We start from the raw sequence: 20,625 nt of genomic DNA on the forward strand, positions 1-20,625 counted from the left end.
AACTTATTATTCTATGCGCTTTAAGCCATTCAAATCTTCAATCTTGATAAATTTACCAATTGTTGAAATAAGGCCATCTTTTTTAAACTGAGACAACACCCTAATTGCAGATTCTGTAGCTGTACCAACGATACTAGCATAGTCTTCTCGCGATAAAAGGATACTCAATGTGCCATCTGGATTTACTCCAAAATTTTCATGAATATATATCAGGGATTCAGCTAAACGCTGACGTACCGATTTTTGAGCCATATTCACAATAACATCGTCGGCTTCTCTTAAATCACTTGCCATATCTTTTAATACATCGAATGAGAACTTGGGATTTTTTTGTAAATCTGCGATTATTTCACTTTTAGGGATAAAGCAAACCTCCATATCATTTAATGCTATAGCTTGTAAATTTGAAGCTTCATCACTTATAATAGATCGTTGCCCTAACAACTGTCCTTTTACAACCATTTTCACGATTTGGTCTTTACCGTTTTCGCTTAATTTAGTTAATTTACAGATTCCATCTCTAACACAATAGACGCCGTTTAACATTTCTCCTTCTTCAAAAATAACCTCTCCTTTTTTTATTTTCTTTGAAGTTTTACATGCCGATATACGCACTAATTCGTCTTTGGTTAAAGACTTTAAGGAATTAAACTGCTTGATAATACATTGCTCACATTTACTCATAGCACCTCTTTACAGAGCGTAAAAATAAACAAATCATGATTAATATCATATTTTAATTCTGCTTTACTCTTCAATTTTGCATCAGGTATAAAAGAGCAAATTAAAATGAGTAAAAACGCATGTTTTCATTGTGGTTTAGAAGCAGATGCATCTAAAATCATGTTTGACAACAAACCTTTTTGTTGCAATGGCTGCAAAACGGTATACGAAATCTTTTCTACAAATGATTTAGGTTGTTATTACGATTTACAAAATGCGCCAGGAGCAACGCCCAAAGACATAGAAGGCAAGTACAACTTTTTAGATAACCCTAAAATTGTTGATCAATTGCTTGAATTTAATGACGAAGACACCCAAATCATAACACTTTACATTCCGCATATTCATTGTAGTTCTTGTATTTGGATACTTGAAAATTTAAACAAATTAAATCCAGATATAAATTCTTCAATCGTAAATTTTGGAAAGAAAACAGTAAGGGTCTCGTTCAATTTTGAAAGGGTATCATTGAAAGATGTGGTGACGCTTTTAAGCAGTATTGGTTACGAACCCTATATAAGTTTAGATGATTACAGCGTAGGCAAAAAACGTGTAGACAGATCGCTAATTTACAAATTAGGTGTTGCAGGTTTTGCGTTTGGAAATGTGATGTTTTTATCTTTTCCAGAGTATTTTCAAGTTGGGGAATTTTGGCTAGAACAATTCAAACCCCTTTTTAGGTGGCTCATGTTTGCATTTTCAGTTCCAGTGATTTTTTATGCAGCTCAAGATTACTTCATATCTGCATATAAAGGGCTTCGATCTAAGATATTGAATATTGATGTCCCAATTGCATTGGGCGCATCTGTACTCTTTATTAGAAGTACCTGGGAAATTGTTTTCGATTTAGGCACTGGCTTCTTTGATAGCTTAACGGGCTTAATTTTCTTTTTACTACTTGGGAAATTTTTTCAGCAGAAAACCTATACTTTTTTATCTTTTGAAAGGGATTATAAATCTTACTTCCCAATTGGAATAACTAAAATCACTTCAGAGGACAAGGAAGAATCCATTCAAGTTTATGACATAGAAAAAGGCGATAGACTTTTAATTAGAAACGAAGAATTAATTCCTGTTGATTGTATTCTCATAAAAGGCAAAGCGAGAATTGATTATAGTTTTGTTACGGGCGAATCAAAAACGGTTTCTAAACAATCTGGCGATAAACTTTTTGCAGGAGGCAAACAATTGGACGGTAGTATAGAGGTTGATGTTTTAAACTCGGTTGAGCAAAGTTATCTTACCCAACTGTGGAGTAACGATGTATTTAAACATGACAAAGAATTATCGTTTACAAACATTACAAATAGTATTAGTAAACGCTTTACCATTACTATTTTATTGATTGCTTTCGTAGCTACATCATTTTGGCTTTTTACAGATTCTAGTAAAGCATTGAACGTTTTTACTTCAGTTTTAATTATTGCTTGCCCTTGCGCCATAGCCCTTTCTGCTCCGTTTACATTTGGTAACATGTTACGCATTTTAGGAAAGAAAAAATTCTACCTAAAAAATGCTTCGGTAATTGAGCAACTTGCCAAAATAAACACCATCATTTTTGATAAAACTGGAACAATAACTGCTAATAAAGAAACCACAATTGATTACGAAGGGTTGGAACTTACAACTGCTGAAGAATCTTTATTAAAAAGTACGCTTCGAGGCTCTAACCATCCTTTAAGCCGTTCGTTATACACGCTTTTAAATGAGCACGATATTTTAACTTTAGATACTTATCAAGAGCATTTAGGAAAAGGTATTGAAGCCAAATATCAAGACCATAACATCAAAGTGGGTTCTGCACCATTTGTTGGTTTAGCAACCGATAACGCAACGCTAAACACCACAGTACATGTTAGCACAAACAACCATTACAAAGGAAAATTTACCTTTTACAATAAATATAGAAAAGGACTATCAAAGTTATTTAATAAGCTTAAATCTGAATATGATTTAGTTATTTTATCTGGTGACAATGCAGGTGAAAAAAGCAATTTAACCAAATTACTTCCTACTAAAACCAAACTCCTTTTTAACCAAAAGCCAGAAGACAAACTTGAATATATAAAATATCATCAAAGTGAAGGCGCAACGGTATTAATGATTGGAGACGGATTAAATGATGCTGGCGCTTTGGCACAAAGTGATGTTGGTATTGCGATTTCGGAAAATGTGAATGTGTTTTCCCCTGCTTGTGATGCTATTTTAGATGCTTCAAAATTCAATCAGATTTACAATTACATAAAAGCAAGTAAAGGCGCCATTAAGATAATTAAATGGAGTTTTGCCTTGTCCTTTATTTACAATATCATCGGCTTATATTTTGCGGTTACTGGCCAGTTGGAACCCGTTGTTGCAGCTATTTTGATGCCTTTAAGCTCTATAAGCATAGTGGCTTTCACAACTATATGCACAAATATAATAGGTCGAAAATTGAAATAGATTTAAAAATCAAAATTCAACACAATTGTTAAACTGAATTCAAGAATACGAGTGCTTAATAAGTTAAAATTATATATCTAATATGATAAATATCATCTTTTAAAATAATGTATAAAAGTATTTTTGAACCATAACTTCAAATAGGTATGAGTGTTATATATGTTTTACTTGCTATAAGCATAACCGTTGCTGTTGGCTTTTTTATTGCCTTTATTTTGGCTGTTAAAAGTGGGCAGTTCGACGACAATTATACCCCTTCGGTACGCATGCTATTTGAAGATGAACTTGTTAAAGATAAATCCAAAAAAAAGTACTAACCAAAAAAAATATTAATAACTAAATTATGGAGATGCAACAATTTTATTACGATAACAAAATCGTTACCAAATTTATTTATGCCACCATTGTTTTTGGAGTGGTAGGTATGTCGGTAGGTTTGTTACTTGCCTTTATGTTTTTATTTCCCAACTTAACAGATGGTATTTCGTGGTTAAGTTTTGGTCGTTTAAGACCTTTACATACCAACGCTGTTATTTTTGCCTTTGTTGGAAATGCCATGTTTGCTGGTATTTATTACTCGTTACAACGTTTGTTAAAAACTCGTATGGCTAGTGATTTGCTAAGTAACATTAACTTTTGGGGTTGGCAACTCATTATTGTGGCAGCAGCGATTTCGTTACCTCTGGGATATACAACTTCCAAAGAATACGCAGAGTTAGAATGGCCAATCGATATTGCCATAGCCCTGATATGGGTCGTTTTTGGGATTAACATGATTTGGACGATATTGAAACGTCGCCAGCGTCATTTATACGTTGCCATATGGTTTTATATTGCCACGTTTGTAACGGTTGCGGTACTTCATATTTTTAACAATTTAGAATTGCCTGTTAGCGCAATGAAAAGCTACTCGGTTTACGCGGGTGTGCAAGATGCTTTAGTGCAATGGTGGTACGGACACAATGCTGTAGCATTCTTTTTAACAACACCATTTTTAGGATTAATGTATTATTTTGTTCCTAAAGCTGCCAATAGACCGGTTTATTCTTATAGACTTTCTATCGTGCATTTCTGGTCGTTAATTTTCATTTATATATGGGCAGGACCTCACCATTTATTGTACTCGGCTTTACCAGAATGGGCTCAAAACTTAGGGGTTACTTTTTCTGTAATGCTTTTAATGCCATCTTGGGGTGGTATGATAAACGGACTTTTAACCTTGCGTGGCGCTTGGGATAAAGTGCGTACAGATCCTGTTTTAAAATTTATGGTTGTAGCCATTACAGGTTACGGTATGGCCACTTTTGAAGGACCAACCTTATCGCTTAAAAATGTAAACGCTATTGCTCACTTTACTGATTGGATTATTGCACACGTACACGTGGGTGCATTAGCATGGAACGGTTTTATGGCATTTGGTATTATTTATTACTTAATCCCGCGATTGTTTAAAACCAAATTACACTCTATAGGATTAGCTAACCTGCATTTCTGGTTAGGAACTCTAGGTATTATTATCTATGCATTACCTATGTATGTTGCTGGATTTACTCAAGCAAGTATGTGGAAGCAATTTAATCCAGATGGGACATTAGTTTATGGTAACTTTTTAGAAACGGTTACTGAAATTATGCCAATGTATTGGATGCGTGCCATTGGCGGTAGTTTATATATTGTAGGTATGTTCATTCTAGTTTACAATATTATTGTTACAGTGAAACAAGGTAGCAAAGTAACAGATGAACTAGCCGAAGCACCAGCTCTAGAGCGCGTCACTAAAAAACGTACTGCATCAGAAGGATGGCATACTTGGTTAGAAAGAAGACCAATACAATTAACCCTATTAGCAACTGTAGCTATTTTAATTGGAGGTGTCGTGCAAATTGTTCCAACCATCATGGTAAAATCTAACATACCTACCATTGCAAGTGTAAAACCTTATACCCCTTTAGAATTAGAAGGTAGAGATATTTACATACGTGAAGGTTGTGTAGGTTGCCATTCGCAAATGATTCGTCCTTTTAGAAGTGAAGTTGAGCGCTATGGTGAATACTCAAAAGCTGGAGAATATGTTTATGATCATCCATTCCTTTGGGGTAGTAAACGTACCGGACCAGACTTACATCGCATCGGTGGCAAGTATTCTGATAACTGGCACTTTAACCACATGTACGATCCGCAAAGTACCTCATCGGGTTCTATTATGCCTCGTTACCCTTGGTTAATTTCTGGAAGCAGCAGCACATTAGATAAATCGCTTACCGAGACTAAAATGGAAGCCATGGTATCCTTAGGCGTTCCTTATACAGATGAAGAGATTGCGAATGCCCAACAGAGCATGTTAGAACAAGGTACTCAGATTGAGCAAAACCTTTATAGCGATCCGGATTTCGCAAATAACTACGAAGCTGACAAAAAATATGCAGCTGAAAATGGTGAAGAATTTGTTGAAATGAAAAATCGTGAAATAGTAGCACTTATTGCATATTTACAACGATTAGGAACCGATATTAATGTAGAAACAGCTCAAAATTAACCATTAAAAAACACAAAGTATCATGTTGAAATTTGTAAAAAATCATATGGAGAGCATCGCAGGTATAGAAATATATCCTATTATTTCACTGCTTATCTTCTTCATCTTTTTTGTCGCGCTATTTTGGTGGGTAATTTCCGCTAAAAAAGACTATATAAATAACGTTAGTAACATTCCATTAGACAACCAAAACGACGATATATTATGAAAAATATTCCATCTTGGATTCGAGTTCCAATAGTATTCTTTATCATTTTCGGAGCTGTAGAGTTCTTTATAGATTCTGGAGAAAAACCTGCATTTATTGAATATCCTGCAGTCATGTTATTTCTGCTATTGGTACTTTTAATTCTTATTGCTATTGAAGCAATTGTAGGTGCTTTAGAAAACGTGATGCTTCACAAATTAGATGATGAAGCTAAAGCTCGCTTTTTAGCCGAAAAAGAAAAAACTTTTGAATTTACTTGGTTTAAAGAAACTTATAAGAAATTATTAGGTTCGAAGCCAATTGAAGAAGAAGGTGAAATTATTCTAGATCATAATTACGATGGTATAAAAGAGTTAGATAACAATTTACCGCCATGGTGGTTATATGGTTTTTACATCTCGATTGTATTTGCTGTTGTTTACATGTTAAGATTTCATGTTTTTGATGGCTACACTCAAGCAGATGAGTTAGAAACTGAATTAGCAGATGCAAGAGAAGCCATAGAAGCTTATAAGAAAACCGCTAAAAATTTAGTAGACATTAATACTGTAACACTATTAACTGATGCAGCAGATTTAAGTGCAGGTAAGACCATTTTTGAAACCAACTGTGTGGCTTGCCATATGGCAGATGGTGGTGGTGGTATTGGACCAAACTTAACAGACGACCATTGGATTATTGGTGGCGGTATTAAAAATGTATTTAAAACGGTATCAGAAGGTGGACGTTCTGGTAAAGGAATGATTGCTTGGAAACAGCAACTAAAACCATTAGAAATGGCTCAAGTATCAAGTTATGTATTAACATTTCAAGGTACAACACCTGCAAATCCTAAAGATGCTGAAGGCGATATTTGGGTAGATGAAACTGCAGAAGCCGCCGTTGAAGCTAAAGCGCCTGAAGCAGTAATTAAAGAATAAATTTAATATCTACAAGTACTAATTAAACTAATGTACCCAATACCTGTCGGGTTTTAAACTCGGCAGGTATTTAAATCAAAACAAAATTGGAAACCCCAGATAACGAAAATTTCAGAGACTCTATTGGAACGATTACCGAAGAAGGTAAACGTGCCTGGGTATTTCCTAAAAAACCTAGTGGAAAGTTTTATAAATACAGAAAATGGGTTAGCTACTTTTTATTGGCGTTCCTACTATTATCGCCGTTTATTAAAATAAATGGCAATCAGTTTTTAATGTTCAATGTTTTGGAACGCCGATTTAATATTTTCGGGTTTCCGTTTTGGCCACAAGACTTTCATTTATTTGTAATATCTATGCTTATTGGTGTTGTATTTATTACTCTTTTTACCGTGGCTTTTGGTAGAATTTTTTGTGGGTGGATTTGTCCGCAAACCATTTTTATGGAGATGGTTTTTAGACGCATTGAATATTGGATTGAAGGTGACAGAAACAAACAACGCAAACTTGCAAGACAAAAATGGGATGCCGAAAAAATAAGAAAGAAAGGGTTAAAGCTCTTTATTTTCTTAATTATATCGTTTGTAATCGCGAATGTGTTTTTAGCCTATTTAATTGGAAGTGACAAGTTAATACAATACATAATTGATGGCCCATTTAGCCATATAAGTACCTTAATTTCGTTACTGATTTTTACTGGTGTATTCTATTTTGTTTTTGCGTGGTTTAGAGAGCAGGTGTGCATTATTGCCTGCCCTTACGGAAGATTGCAAGGTGTTTTATTAGACACAAAATCGATTGTAGTGGCCTACGATCATAAACGAGGTGAAGGTGAAAGTGGAAGAAAGAAGTTTAGAAAAAATGAAGACAGAGCAGCCTTAGGGCATGGCGACTGTATTGATTGTTTGCAATGTGTACATGTTTGCCCAACAGGAATAGATATTAGAAACGGTACGCAGCTAGAATGTGTAAACTGTACAGCATGTATTGATGAGTGCGACCACATTATGGAAAACATAAATTTACCGAAAGGGTTAATTCGTTATGCCAGCGAAGAGAATATAGAAAATAAAGCGCCTTTTAAATTAACAGCAAGAATGAAAGGCTACATTGCTGTATTGTCTATAATGGTTGGTTTATTAATTGGGATGCTGTTTTTAAGAAATGATATTGAAGCTCGTGTATTAAGATTGCCTGGTCAATTATATGAACACAAAGAGAACAACATCATTAGCAATGTGTTTACCTATAAATTGGTTAATAAAACGACAGAAACTATTGAAGACGTAAGCCTTAAATTGATGTCGCATAAAGGTGAATTAAAACTGGTATCTACAGGTGATGAGTTTGTGGTGCCGAGTCAAGGTTTAGCTGAAGGCACTTTGTTTATAGAGATTAATAATTCGGCTTTAAGTGGCGATAGAAACAAGATAAAAATTGGTGTTTACCAAGGTGATGAGTTAATTGAAACAACTACGGCCAATTTTTTAGGCCCTAGGAGTTATAAATAGGTTTAAGTCATGGTAATAAATTAAAGTGCTTACTGTATTGGGAGGGAAATGACTTTGGCAAACGGGTGCATTAGGGATTGAAGTGGCATCCTTTTTTGAGGCACGAGAAAAAGATATAACGGAAAGCCCGACCCTTTAGGGTAATGCCGTAAAAATTAAGAAATTATGAAAATTAGTTGGGGAACTGGAATTGTACTAGCGTTTATAGGGTTTATTAGCTTTATCATGTATTTTATTGTGACTATGAATATAGACGATAAATACAACCATGATTTGGTGAGTGATGACTATTATGGTGATGAATTGATTTACCAAAAGGATATTGATAAACTGCAAAACTCTGAAACTTTAGAGTCGAATATTGGCTACGAAAAAACGGCAGAAGGTTTGCTAATTAAATTCCCGGAAACTTTAGATTACAACGAAATTAAAGGCACTTTGTTCCTATATAGACCATCTAACAAACAGCTAGACTTTGATACTGCTATTTCATTGTCTAATTCTAATTTGCTCATACCTGACAAACGTTTGGTAGATGGTCGTTGGAACATAAAAATTGATTGGCAATATAAAGGAAAATCTTATTTATATAAAGAATCTATAAATTATTAATATGCTTTTTTCGGCATTTATATTAGGGCTTTTAGGAAGTTTCCACTGCGTTGGTATGTGTGGGCCTATTGCTTTTATGTTGCCTGTAGACCGCAGTAATTCGGTTAAAAAAGTTTCTCAAATTACATTTTATCATATAGGCAGGCTTGTAGCCTATGGTCTAATTGGGTTAGTGTTTGGACTTATAGGTAAAAGCCTGTTTATTTTTGGATTTCAGCAGCAACTGTCTATTATTATTGGCGTTTTAATGATTTTAGCAGTGGTTATTCCTCAGAAATATTTTAGTAAATACAAAGTCTCTAAACCAATTTATAAAGTGATCTCTAAAGTAAAATCGGCTTTGGGAACAGCTTTAAAGAAAAAAACAATGGACACGTTTTTAACCATTGGTTTTTTAAATGGCTTTTTACCATGTGGATTAGTTTATATGGCGCTGTTTGGTGCTATTGCTGGTGGCAATGCAATTAACGGAAGTTTATATATGCTTATTTTTGGTTTAGGTACTATTCCTTTAATGACTACTGCTATTTATTTTAGTCATTTTTTAAAAGGCAAAGCAAGACAACGCATACAAAAAGCCATTCCTATATTTGTAGTTATTATAGGCGCTTTATTTATTCTTCGTGGTTTAGGGCTTGGTATTCCTTACCTCTCTCCTGCTCCGGTTTACGACATGGTTACAAACGGTATTGATTGTCATTAACCATACTTTTTTTTCCATAAATCATCTTTTTTTATAATGATACATAAGTTTTATTGATTACGTATTGATAAAATTGATAGCTTTGTTTTCTATTATAATAGTATTACTTTTATATTTGCAATTAAATAAATTAATTATGGATTCTTTACTTTCAAATTTAAAAATTACTGTTCCGGAAAAACTTTACGTAAAAGACCCAGAGTCTTCTGATTTGGGTAAACGTATTGTGCAACATAGCATACTTTTAATTGACGAGATTGGTTTCGATGGTTTCACATTTAAAAAATTAGGCACCAAAATAGGTTCTAACGAGAGTTCTGTTTACCGTTATTTTGAGAGTAAACACAACCTACTACTCTACCTGAGTTCATGGTACTGGGCTTGGATAGAATATCAATTAGTATTTGAAACACATAGTTTAAATCCTAACGAAAAACTAGAAAAGGCTATTGAAATTGTAACAAGAACCATAAAAGAGGATTCTAAATTTTCGCATGTTAACGAGGTGATATTGAATAAGATTATGATAAAAGAGAATTCAAAATCCTTTCTTACCAATCAGGTAGATCAAGAAAACAAAGATGGCTATTTCATTATTTACAAACGCATAGTACATCGTTTAAGAGATATGATAAAAGCAATAAATCCGAAATACATATACCCTTCAAGTTTAGCTAGCACCATATTAGAAGGAAGTTTACACCAACATTTTTTAAAAGCTCATTTTACAACCATTACAGATTGTAACGATAAACTAACACCTACAGATTTTATTAAAAACCTGGTACTTAACACCTTGAAAGCTTAACTATGGAAGAGAAACTCATGACCCCTTGGCGCCGTTTAATAGGCTTACTGCAATTAGAAAAAAGAGACATTCTACAAATATTCTATTACGCGATATTTGCAGGAATTGTTGCTTTATCATTGCCTTTAGGCATACAAGCCATTATAAATTTAATTCAAGGCGCACAAATATCAACCTCCTGGGTTATTCTAGTAATTATAGTAACACTAGGTGTTGCTTTTTCTGGAGCTTTACAACTGATGCAACTTCGAATTATTGAAACGATACAGCAACGTGTTTTTACAAGATCTTCTTTTGAATTGGCTTATCGCTTTCCAAAAATTAAAATGGCCGAATTGCGTAATTTTTATCCGCCAGAATTAGCCAATAGATTTTTTGATACGTTAACCATACAAAAAAGCTTATCGAAGATCTTAATAGACGTCCCTACAGCAGTTTTACAAATTCTATTTGCTTTAATCCTGCTTTCGTTCTACCATCCGTTTTTTATCATATTCGGTATTTTACTACTGGCGTTAATTTTTGTGGTATTTAAATTTACAGCTCAAAAAGGGCTTGAAACCAGCCTAAAAGAATCAAAAAACAAATACAAAGTTGCACATTGGATTCAAGAAATAGCGCGTTCTGTTATTAGTTTTAAACTTTCAGGAAGCACAAGTTTAGGAATCAATAAAAACGATGATTTAGTAAACGAGTATTTGAAGGCCAGAGAAAGTCACTTTAAAATTTTGATGCTCCAATTTATACAAATGATAAGCTTTAAGGTAATTGTTACTGCTAGCTTACTTCTAATTGGTGGGGCATTAGTTTTAAATCAAGAAATGAATATCGGGCAATTTGTTGCAGCAGAAATTATTATTTTATTGGTTATAGCCTCAGTTGAAAAATTAATTTTAGGATTAGAATCGTTTTATGATGCTTTAACTTCTCTTGAAAAAATTGGACAAATTGTAGATAAAGATTTAGAAAGTCAAGAAGGCGAAAAACCTCAATTCTCAAAAAGTATTCAAATAGAGCTAGACCATGTTTCATATGAAGTTGACAATAGAGACCAGCATATATTAAATGATATTTCATTAAAAATAAATTCAAAAAGTAGAATATTAATAAATGGTGAGAGTGGATCTGGAAAGTCTACATTGCTAAGATTAATATCTGGGGTTATTGAAGCAACAAGCGGACATATTTACGTAAATGATATGTCGATTAATAGTATCAATCTGAATTTTTACAGGTCGCAATTGGGGTTATCACTTTCTGACGAAAATCCTTTTGAAGGTACAATCAGAGAAAATTTAACTTTCTCAAACCCCAATATCTCTGATGAAAAAATATATGAAGTACTAGATATTGTAGGGCTCAAATCATTTATAAAAGCCCAACCCGACGGACTAAATACCATACTTTATCCTGATGGCAAACAAATGTCTTACTCATTGTCGAAAAAATTAGTTTTGGCGCGAGCTATTTTGAAAAACCCAAAAGTGCTGATTCTTGAAGATGCCTTAGACAGATTTAACAGAGCTGAAACCAAGGCCATCGTAGATTATTTATCGCATCCTAATAGACCTTGGGCATTAATTGTAGTGAGCTTTAGTTCTGTTTGGAATGGTAAATGCACAGAAATAATCACCCTTGAACAAGGTAAAATAATATCTAAAACCAATTAAGTTATGCTAAATATATCTCATAACCAATTGAATAAAAAAATAGACTTAAGTCAATATAAGTCTGGTAAAAAAATAATGCATATTGAGTATTACCGATACTTCAATAAATTTTTGTTGGCTGCTGCTATTTTTGGGTTTATTGTACTTTTTTTACCATGGACTCAAAATATAACTGGACAAGGCACAGTAACAACTTTAAGGCCTAATCAGCGTCCGCAACATATCCAATCACAAATACCAGGGCGTATTGAAGAATGGTATGTACAGGAAGGAGACGAAGTAAAAAAAGGTGATACGATTTTAAGAATATCTGAAGTGAAAAGTGAGTATTTTGACGATAGATTAGTTGAACGCACTAACGACCAGATACAATCAAAATCGTCTTCAGTTACCGCATATCAAGGTAAGGTAGAGGCGTTAAACAGACAAATTTCAGCATTACGTAATGAGCAGCAATTAAAATTAGAGCAAACTAAAAACAAACTCATGCAATCGCAATTAAAAGTTAAAAGCGATAGTATTGATTTAGAAGCGGCTAAAACAAATTTAAAAATAGCAGAAACACAGTTTAATCGTATTGCAACATTGCAAGAAGAAGGACTAAAAGCTGTAAGAGATGTAGAGGAAAAACGTTTAAAACTTCAAGAAACCCAAGCTAAATATATTTCGCAAGAAAACAAGTATTTAGCCAGTAAAAACGAAGTTATTAATGCGCGACTAGAATTATCAAGAACTAACGCTTCGTATGCCGATAAAATTTCAAAAGCGCAGAGCGATATGTTTACCGCACAGTCTAGTGGATTTGATACTCAAGCACAAGTTACCAAACTTGAAAATGAATATAGCAATTACAAAAAACGTAATAGCTTGCTTTATGTTACAGCACCCCAAAACGGCTTTATAAATAAGGTTTTAACCGGTGGTATTGGAGTAACATTTAAAGAAGGTGAGCAATTGGTTGGTATTATGCCATCAACATACGATTTGGCTGTAGAAACATTTGTTCGCCCAATAGATTTACCATTACTTCATATAGGCGAACATGTGCGTGTGCAATTCGATGGCTGGCCAGCAATTGTGTTTAGCGGATGGCCCAATGTTTCATACGGAACTTATGGTGCTAAAGTTGTAGCCATTGAGCGCTTTATTAGCGACAACGGAAAATACAGAGTTTTACTTGCACCGGACTCATCAGATCATGAATGGCCAGAAGCCATAAGAGTTGGCTCAGGAGCCAAAACAATTGCTTTGCTCGAGGATGTGCCCATTTGGTTTGAGCTATGGAGACAGATTAACAGCTTCCCTCCAAATTATTATCAACCCAAAAACAACGATAAAAGTCTTAAAAAAGGATAATAAATGAAAGCACTTTTAACCAGTATATTACTTTGTTTTAGCTTTATAATTCCAGCTCAGGATAGTACATCGGTGATTTCTTTGGCAGAATATTTAGGTTACGTAAAAACGTTTCATCCTATTGTGAAACAAGCAAATCTTACCATCAATGAAAGTGAAGCTAAACTTATGAAAGCGCGTGGTGCATTTGATCCTAAATTAGAAGTAGATTTTGATAGGAAAACATTTAAAAATACCGAGTATTATGACAAGTTAAACGCCTCGTTTAAAATACCTACATGGTTTGGCATCGAGTTAAAGGGAAATTTTGAAGAAAACACAGGCGATTTTTTAAACCCTGAAGCTTTTGTTCCTGAAGATGGTTTGTACAGCGCAGGAATTTCAGTACCTGTTGCCCGCGGATTGCTAACCAACCAGCGAATGGCTATGTTAAGACAATCAAGGCTTTATGTAAAACAAGCACAAGCAGACCGCCAATTACTGGTAAATAATATTTTATACAATGCTACAGTCACTTATTTTAATTGGTTAAAAACCTATAATGAGAAATTGGTTTACGAAGATTTTTTAAGCAATGCTGAAATGCGTTTTAACGGGATTAAAAAAAGTTTCGAGGTTGGAGACAAACCTGCTATTGATACGCTTGAGGCTAGAATCGCTTTGAATAATAGAAAATTGAACCTCGAAAAATCGAGAATAAAATACATCAAATCATCTCTTGAGTTGTCGAATTTTTTATGGTTGAATGATAATACACCTGTAGAAATTACAGACCGTATTATTCCGGATGTTAATACTCTTGAATCGATTGACGCCACGTTGAATACTTCGGCTTTAAACATTGAAAATTACGAGATATCCAATCATCCAAAGTTATTATCATTAGATTATAAATACCAAAGTTTAAATATTGAAAAACGGTTAAAACTAAATAATCTATTGCCTCAAATTGATTTACAGTACAACTTCTTATCGCAAACACCTGAAGTTGCGCGTTCGTTTAGTACTTCAGCATACAAAAGTGGTGTGAACATTAATTTTCCGTTGTTTTTACGTAAAGAACGAGGTGATTTAAAACTAGCAAAAATCAAGATACAAGACACAAAATTTGAGATTCAAAATACAAAAGTAAGTCTTAAAAACAAGATAGATGCCTTAACTATGGAGTTGGATTCTTATATACTTCAAAATGACCTAACGGTAACTATTGTTAATGACTATTCAATAATGTTATCTGCAGAAGAACGCAAGTTTTTTTTAGGAGAAAGTTCACTCTTTATTGTTAACTCTCGTGAAGCCAAACTTATTGATGCTAAATTAAAAGCGATTGAACTAGAAAACAGTTTTTTCAAAACCAAGGCTAATTTATTTAATGTTTTGGCTAGTAATGAAGTGCCTTTAAACTAAACAGCATTAGTTTTTAAAAGGCAATCTAGAATACTAATTGATCTATTAAAATCATAAAGCATTCTTGACTGCCTACAACTAAAAAAAATATCATTTAAATTTTAAAGGTCATTACTGGTAATGTAGAGTGGTTTGCTACATCTTCACTAATACTGCCTTCAAAGAAGTGAGCCAATCCTTTTCTACCATGTGTAGGCAAAATTATAAGATCTGCTCCTATTTTATTAGCACAATTTAAAACGCCTTCTTCTACTGAATAATCACTTACATAAAAAACATCATCCATTTTATCGAGATTTTGTTCTGCCTTAGTGAAGAAGTTTACAGCCTTTTTTTCTACTTCTAAAGAACTCATAAATCGATCATTAGGTAAATTTACATTCACTATATACATCTTTGTATCTACCTTATCGAACATCTGTTTCGCTTTTAAATAAGAGCTAATGGCTTCTTCTGAAAAATCGCAGGCAAAAACGACCACATCAAAATTAACATCGTTTACATGGTTTTTCACTACTAAAACCGGAATACTAGCGTTTCTTACAACGCGTTCTGTATTAGATCCAATTAAAAACTCTTTAAGTCCACTTGCGCCATGAGAACCCATAACTATCAAATCGGCGTCGTGTTTTTGTGCAACATCATTTACCTCACTAAATACCTTAAAGTGTTTTATAATCGGTGTTACCTTGATATCTTTTAGATAATCCTTCTTTAAAAAGTCTTCAAATTTTTGTTCTGCTAACTGAAGAAAAAATGCTGCCTTTTGGTTTTGAAGCCCATCTGAAGCTGTTAGCATAATATCAGACATTTCAAGCATGTGTAAGGCAAGTAACTCTGAATCATTTTTTACAGCAAGTTTTGCTGCAGTTTTAAGTGCATATTCTGAATGTTCAGAGAAGTCTATAGGTATAATAATTTTTTTCATAATCTTATTTTTTAGTTGGTTTATACTAAATACACATTCATCAAACAGTCATAGAAAACAACTGCATTTCTGGTTTTTTTCTTTGTAACAATACATCAAATGCCATACAAATATTTCTAACAAATGGCCTGCCTTTTAGGGTGACTTCAATTTTATTAGAATCAATTTTAAGCAGCTCATCTTTTTCCATTTCTTTAAGTTTAATTATGGCATCTGGCAATTCATTAAACCATAAATAATCTGTAGTCCAAGAGGTTTCAAATTGACACATTAAATTAAGAATGTGTCTTCTAATAATTAAATCTTCAGCGTTTAAGATATGTCCTCTAAATACTGGTAAAGTATCTTCTTCTAACAAATTATAATAACTCTCTATGCTTTTTATATTTTGAGCAAACCCATACCAACTATCACTTATAGACGACACACCTAAACCAATCATAGCTTGGGTTTTTGAAGCCGAATAACCCATAAAATTTCGATGTAAATTACCGTTTATAGCCGACTGATATAAGGCATCGGTAGTTAATGCGAAATGGTCCATACCTATTTCGTGATACCCCACCTCAGCTAATAATTCTTTACCTAACTCATATTGTTCTCTTTTTACTTCTGCCGATGGTAAATTAGAATCGTCAAATCCGCGTTGTCCATTTCCTTTTATCCATGGCACATGTGCATAACTATAAAATGCCAATCGGTCTGGTAGTAAGACTTTTGTTTTTAGTATGGTTTCTTTTATATGATCGATGGTTTGAAACGGTAAACCAAAAATAATATCATGACCTACAGAGGTATAACCAATTTCTCTAGCCAATGCTGTGGCCCGTTTTACATTTTCAAAGGGTTGAATTCTATGAATGGCTCGTTGCACTGTTTCGTTATAATCTTGAACGCCATAACTTACGCGTCTAAATCCAACATCGTATAGAGCTTGCAAATGTTCGCGTGTTGTATTATTTGGATGACCTTCAAAACTAAACTCGTATTCTGGAGCTAAAATGGAGGCTTTTAAAATACCATTAATTAACAGTTTTAAGTTTTCAGGACTAAAAAAAGTAGGCGTACCACCGCCAAGATGTAATTCTTTTATAATGGGTTTGGTATCAAATAACTCTAAATACAAATGCCACTCTTTTAATACAGCTTTTATGTATGGCGATTCTACACTGTGTTGCTTGGTAATGCGCTTATTACAACCACAAAACGTACATAAACTTTCGCAAAAAGGTAAGTGGATATATAGACTAATTCCTTCTTTAGAATTGCTTTCATTATAAGATTCTATTAACGAGGACTTCCATTTTTCGCGAGAAAACGTTTCTACATCCCAATACGGAACCGTTGGATAACTCGTATAACGAGGACCCGCAATATTATATTTATTGACTAATGATTTATTCATACCTAACTATTATGAATCAAAACTACTACAAAAGGGAGCAAGAAAAAATGATATATATCATGGTGCTTACTTGCAATTTGTTTAAGAATACCTTAACTTTCGATAGAATAAAAAACTGGAAAAATGAAAAAATTAAGCATCTTATGTATTGCCATAATAATAGGATTCACCTCTTGTAAAAACGAGAAAAAAGAAACTAAAACTATTGAAACCGAGGTTACTGAAACCGAAGTGGTTACTTCTAAAAAAATAAAAATGACTTTAAACGCTAAAAGTGATAGTAATGTTAGCGGCAATGTTGTTTTTAAAGAAGTTGATGGCGAAGTTAGCATGACTGCCATTATTAGTGGTTTAACTCCTGGGCAACATGCCATTCATATTCATGCCAACTCTGATTGTACTGCTCCTGATGGAACATCGGCTGGAGGACATTGGAACCCTACGGCGCAACCACATGGAAAATGGGGTGACGAAGCAGGCTTCCACAAAGGTGATATTGGTAATTTTACAGCTGATGAAAACGGAAACGGCACCATATCATTTACAACAGACGAATGGTGTATTGGTTGTGGTGATGAAACTAAAGACATACTTGGAAAAAGCGTTATTGTACATGCTGGTGAAGACGATTTAACCTCTCAACCTTCTGGTGCAGCTGGTGCTCGTGTAAGTTGTGCGGGTATTATTGAATAACATGTAGTATAGATACATGAGTTAATTCCCTAAAAACTATGCATATGAAATTGGTAAGAAGCTTAATATTTGTAATGTGCTTAACTTTTAGTTTTGTAGGTTATTCTCAATCTGAAAACAGCTCATCTGAAATAGAACAAATTACCGAAACCCTAATGCACTATATTGAGGGAACAGCCAACGGAAAACCAGACCGATTACGACAAGCCTTTCATCCAGATTTTAACCTTTATACGGTGACTGAAGCGGATAGTTTAAGAATTCGGTCGGGTGAAAAGTACATTTCTAATTTTCAACCTGGTAAAAAATCAAATCGTGTCGGACGTATTATTTCTATAGATTTTGAAAAAGATGCTGCCATAGCTAAGGCTGAAATAGTAGTTCCTAATTGGCGAATTTTTACGGATTACTTTCTGCTTTTGAAATATGAAGGATCCTGGAAAATTGTTCATAAAAGCTATACTTGGAAACCTTTTCCTGTAACTGAAACAAAAACAAAGTCTGATTAACAAGTTCACTTTACTTGGAGTTAAATTGTGATGATCGTTTTTTACTTTGAGATAATTTATTTAATTATAGGTTTTATAGGTTAAAATCGATTAATTTTTGAAACACAATCCTCTCGTTTCTCCAAAAATTAATCATTTATGAATCAACTATATACTTTAATCTTTTTAATCATTCAAACAACAATGACTCTATTTAATTTCAATAGCGAGAGCAATATTTCTAAATGGAACATTATTGATGATGGTGTTATGGGTGGACGTTCTCAAGGACATTTTAAAATTAACGATGCTGGAAATGGCTTGTTTTATGGCGATGTATCTTTAGAAAATAATGGTGGTTTTTCAATGGTGCAATATCGTTTTGATACCATAGAAGCCAAGAACTATTCTAAAGTCTATATAAAAGTAAAAGGCGATGGTAAAACCTATCAATTTAGAATTAAAGAAAACGAATCAGATTACTATTCTTTTGTGGCTACTTTTGAAACTACAAAAGCATGGGAAACTATCGAAATTCCTTTTAATACCATGTATCCCGCTTTTCGCGGAAAAAAATTAGATGCTGCCAATTATACAGGAAAACAAATGGAAATGATTGCGTTTTTAATTGGTAATAAGAAAGCAGAAAGCTTTAATCTTGAAATTGAAAGCATTATTTTAAAATAAGTAAGTCAAAATTTAAAGCGCACTAATAATATCGTATTTGGTAATAATTTGATATTTCCCTTCGCTTAAATGAACCAAAACAGCATTATTTTCTTTGTTGAATAGTTTTGAAATCACATCAATGGGGGTGTTTTTATCTACTATGGGAAAAGGCTTATGCATCACGTCTTTTATTGGCAAATTAGAAATGTCTTTATTTTCAATATACATGCGTAATAAATCTGCTTCATCAATAGCACCTACAAATCCAGTAGAATCTTCAACAGGAATTTGAGATATTTTATAGGCTTTCATGCGCTCGATGGCGTGAGATACCAATTCTTCTGTTTTTACAGTCACTAACGTTTTCTCTGAATCGCTTGCTACAAGATCTGCTGCCGAGGTTATTTTGTCTTCAATAAATCCGCGTTCGCGCATCCACTCGTCATTATACATTTTACCAACGTAACGACTGCCATGATCGTGAAATAAAACCACTACCACATCGTCTTTCGTAAAATGCTCTTTTAACTGAAGTAAACCTTTGATGGCTGCTCCTGCCGAATTCCCAAGAAACATACCTTCCTCTTTGGCTAATTTTTGGGTGTAAATAGCCGCATCTTTATCGGTTACTTTGGTGAAACCATCAATAATGTCGAAATCGACATTTTTTGGTAGAATATCTTCTCCAATGCCTTCGGTGATGTATGGATAAATTTCATTTTCGTCGAACACACCTGTTTCGTGATACTTTTTAAATACAGAACCGTAAGTATCGACACCCCAAATTTTAACATTAGGGTTCTGTTCTTTTAAGTATTTACCAACACCAGAAATGGTTCCGCCAGTACCAACACCCACAACAAAATGTGTTATTTCACCATCGGTTTGATTCCAAATTTCTGGTCCGGTACTTTCGTAATGCGCTAAGGCATTACTCGGGTTATCGTATTGATTAACATACCATGAATTTGGTGTTTCTTCGGCAAGACGTTTTGATGTTGAATAATACGATTTAGGATCGTCTGGCTCAACATTAGTAGGACACACAACCACTTTACTTCCTACGGCGCGCAGAATATCCATTTTTTCTTTACTCTGTTTATCGCTTATAACACAAATCATTTTATAACCTTTTACAATCGCTGCCAATGCAAGACCCATACCAGTGTTTCCTGAGGTTCCTTCTATGATGGTACCTCCTGGTTTTAAACGTCCATCGGCCTCAGCATCTTCAATCATTTTAACTGCCATTCGATCTTTTGTGGAGTTACCTGGATTGAAGGTTTCGTATTTTGCTAGTACTAAACAAGGTAAGTTTTTTGTTAAAACATTAAGTTTAACAAGCGGTGTGTTTCCTATAGTTTCTAATATGTTTTTGGCGTATTCCATAAGGTTATTTCGTGTTGTTTCAAAAATACTAAAAACCTAGTTGGTATATGTTAAAAGTTAGTTATTATGTGCGTTAGGGATTGCAGTGGCATCCTTTGTGCGGAGCTTTTATTTTGTCTTTTTAAATCTAGGCATATGCCTGTTTGTTAAAAAAATC

At 33.9% G+C, this 20,625-nt stretch carries 19 protein-coding genes; 15 read left to right on the forward strand and 4 right to left on the reverse strand.

Going from position 1 to position 20,625, the window contains the following annotated elements; genetic code table 11:
- Positions 1–6: 6 nt before the first annotated feature.
- Positions 7–684 (reverse strand): Crp/Fnr family transcriptional regulator, encoded by a 678-nt coding sequence (locus tag BUA46_RS00460; protein WP_019387068.1) that lies wholly within the window; start codon positions 682–684, stop codon positions 7–9.
- 105 nt (positions 685–789) lie between these two features.
- On the opposite strand from BUA46_RS00460, the gene BUA46_RS00465 reads away from it, so the two are divergent.
- From BUA46_RS00465 to BUA46_RS00520, 12 genes are all read left to right on the forward strand, one after another.
- Positions 790–3,165, forward strand: a complete 2,376-nt coding sequence (locus BUA46_RS00465; RefSeq protein WP_019387067.1) for a heavy metal translocating P-type ATPase — start codon at positions 790–792, stop codon at positions 3,163–3,165.
- 146 nt (positions 3,166–3,311) lie between these two features.
- Positions 3,312–3,482, forward strand: a complete 171-nt coding sequence (gene ccoS, locus BUA46_RS00470; protein ID WP_019387066.1) for a cbb3-type cytochrome oxidase assembly protein CcoS — start codon at positions 3,312–3,314, stop codon at positions 3,480–3,482.
- 26 nt (positions 3,483–3,508) lie between these two features.
- Complete coding sequence (gene ccoN / locus BUA46_RS00475) at positions 3,509–5,701, forward strand: cytochrome-c oxidase, cbb3-type subunit I (protein WP_026009992.1); 2,193 nt, start codon at positions 3,509–3,511, stop codon at positions 5,699–5,701.
- Between the two features lie 22 nt (positions 5,702–5,723).
- Positions 5,724–5,909: a cytochrome c oxidase subunit IV gene (locus BUA46_RS15195; protein ID WP_026009991.1), complete on the forward strand. Its 186-nt coding sequence runs from the start codon at positions 5,724–5,726 to the stop codon at positions 5,907–5,909.
- The gene (locus BUA46_RS00485; RefSeq protein WP_019387063.1) at positions 5,906–6,829 is read left to right on the forward strand and encodes a cbb3-type cytochrome c oxidase N-terminal domain-containing protein; all 924 of its coding nucleotides are present in this window, start codon (positions 5,906–5,908) and stop codon (positions 6,827–6,829) included. Before BUA46_RS15195 ends, BUA46_RS00485 begins: the two co-directional genes overlap by 4 nt.
- Positions 6,830–6,915: 86 nt before the next feature.
- A complete protein-coding gene (gene ccoG / locus BUA46_RS00490; RefSeq protein ID WP_019387062.1) occupies positions 6,916–8,340 on the forward strand; it encodes a cytochrome c oxidase accessory protein CcoG in 1,425 nt (474 codons plus the stop codon).
- 165 nt (positions 8,341–8,505) lie between these two features.
- The gene (locus tag BUA46_RS00495; protein WP_019387061.1) at positions 8,506–8,952 is read left to right on the forward strand and encodes a FixH family protein; all 447 of its coding nucleotides are present in this window, start codon (positions 8,506–8,508) and stop codon (positions 8,950–8,952) included.
- Between the two features lies 1 nt (position 8,953).
- A complete protein-coding gene (locus BUA46_RS00500) occupies positions 8,954–9,655 on the forward strand; it encodes a sulfite exporter TauE/SafE family protein (protein ID WP_019387060.1) in 702 nt (233 codons plus the stop codon).
- A 136-nt stretch (positions 9,656–9,791) separates the two neighbouring features.
- Positions 9,792–10,463 (forward strand): TetR/AcrR family transcriptional regulator, encoded by a 672-nt coding sequence (locus BUA46_RS00505; protein ID WP_019387059.1) that lies wholly within the window; start codon positions 9,792–9,794, stop codon positions 10,461–10,463.
- Between the two features lie 2 nt (positions 10,464–10,465).
- A complete protein-coding gene (locus BUA46_RS00510) occupies positions 10,466–12,133 on the forward strand; it encodes a peptidase domain-containing ABC transporter (RefSeq protein WP_019387058.1) in 1,668 nt (555 codons plus the stop codon).
- Positions 12,134–12,136: 3 nt separating this feature from the next.
- Positions 12,137–13,489, forward strand: coding sequence for an HlyD family secretion protein (locus BUA46_RS00515; RefSeq protein ID WP_019387057.1), 1,353 nt, complete (start codon positions 12,137–12,139; stop codon positions 13,487–13,489).
- 3 nt (positions 13,490–13,492) lie between these two features.
- Positions 13,493–14,896: a TolC family protein gene (locus BUA46_RS00520; protein ID WP_019387056.1), complete on the forward strand. Its 1,404-nt coding sequence runs from the start codon at positions 13,493–13,495 to the stop codon at positions 14,894–14,896.
- Positions 14,897–14,990: 94 nt separating this feature from the next.
- Here BUA46_RS00520 and BUA46_RS00525 read toward each other — a convergent pair whose 3' ends face one another.
- Both BUA46_RS00525 and hemN read right to left on the reverse strand, forming a co-directional pair.
- Positions 14,991–15,824 (reverse strand): universal stress protein, encoded by an 834-nt coding sequence (locus BUA46_RS00525; RefSeq protein ID WP_019387055.1) that lies wholly within the window; start codon positions 15,822–15,824, stop codon positions 14,991–14,993.
- Positions 15,825–15,864: 40 nt separating this feature from the next.
- Positions 15,865–17,229, reverse strand: coding sequence for an oxygen-independent coproporphyrinogen III oxidase (hemN, locus tag BUA46_RS00530; RefSeq protein WP_019387054.1), 1,365 nt, complete (start codon positions 17,227–17,229; stop codon positions 15,865–15,867).
- A 123-nt stretch (positions 17,230–17,352) separates the two neighbouring features.
- Here hemN and BUA46_RS00535 point away from each other — a divergent pair, with 123 nt between their 5' ends.
- The 3 genes from BUA46_RS00535 (at position 17,353) to BUA46_RS00545 (ending at position 19,097) form a co-directional block, all read left to right on the forward strand.
- Positions 17,353–17,922: a superoxide dismutase family protein gene (locus BUA46_RS00535; RefSeq protein WP_019387053.1), complete on the forward strand. Its 570-nt coding sequence runs from the start codon at positions 17,353–17,355 to the stop codon at positions 17,920–17,922.
- 44 nt (positions 17,923–17,966) lie between these two features.
- A complete protein-coding gene (locus BUA46_RS00540; RefSeq protein WP_143148039.1) occupies positions 17,967–18,431 on the forward strand; it encodes a nuclear transport factor 2 family protein in 465 nt (154 codons plus the stop codon).
- A 138-nt stretch (positions 18,432–18,569) separates the two neighbouring features.
- Positions 18,570–19,097 (forward strand): CIA30 family protein, encoded by a 528-nt coding sequence (locus BUA46_RS00545; RefSeq protein WP_072794722.1) that lies wholly within the window; start codon positions 18,570–18,572, stop codon positions 19,095–19,097.
- 12 nt (positions 19,098–19,109) lie between these two features.
- Here BUA46_RS00545 and BUA46_RS00550 read toward each other — a convergent pair whose 3' ends face one another.
- Positions 19,110–20,468: a pyridoxal-phosphate dependent enzyme gene (locus BUA46_RS00550; protein ID WP_019387050.1), complete on the reverse strand. Its 1,359-nt coding sequence runs from the start codon at positions 20,466–20,468 to the stop codon at positions 19,110–19,112.
- Positions 20,469–20,625: the final 157 nt, after the last annotated feature.

This window comes from Algibacter luteus (assembly GCF_900141715.1).
Taxonomy (GTDB): domain Bacteria; phylum Bacteroidota; class Bacteroidia; order Flavobacteriales; family Flavobacteriaceae; genus Arenitalea; species Arenitalea lutea.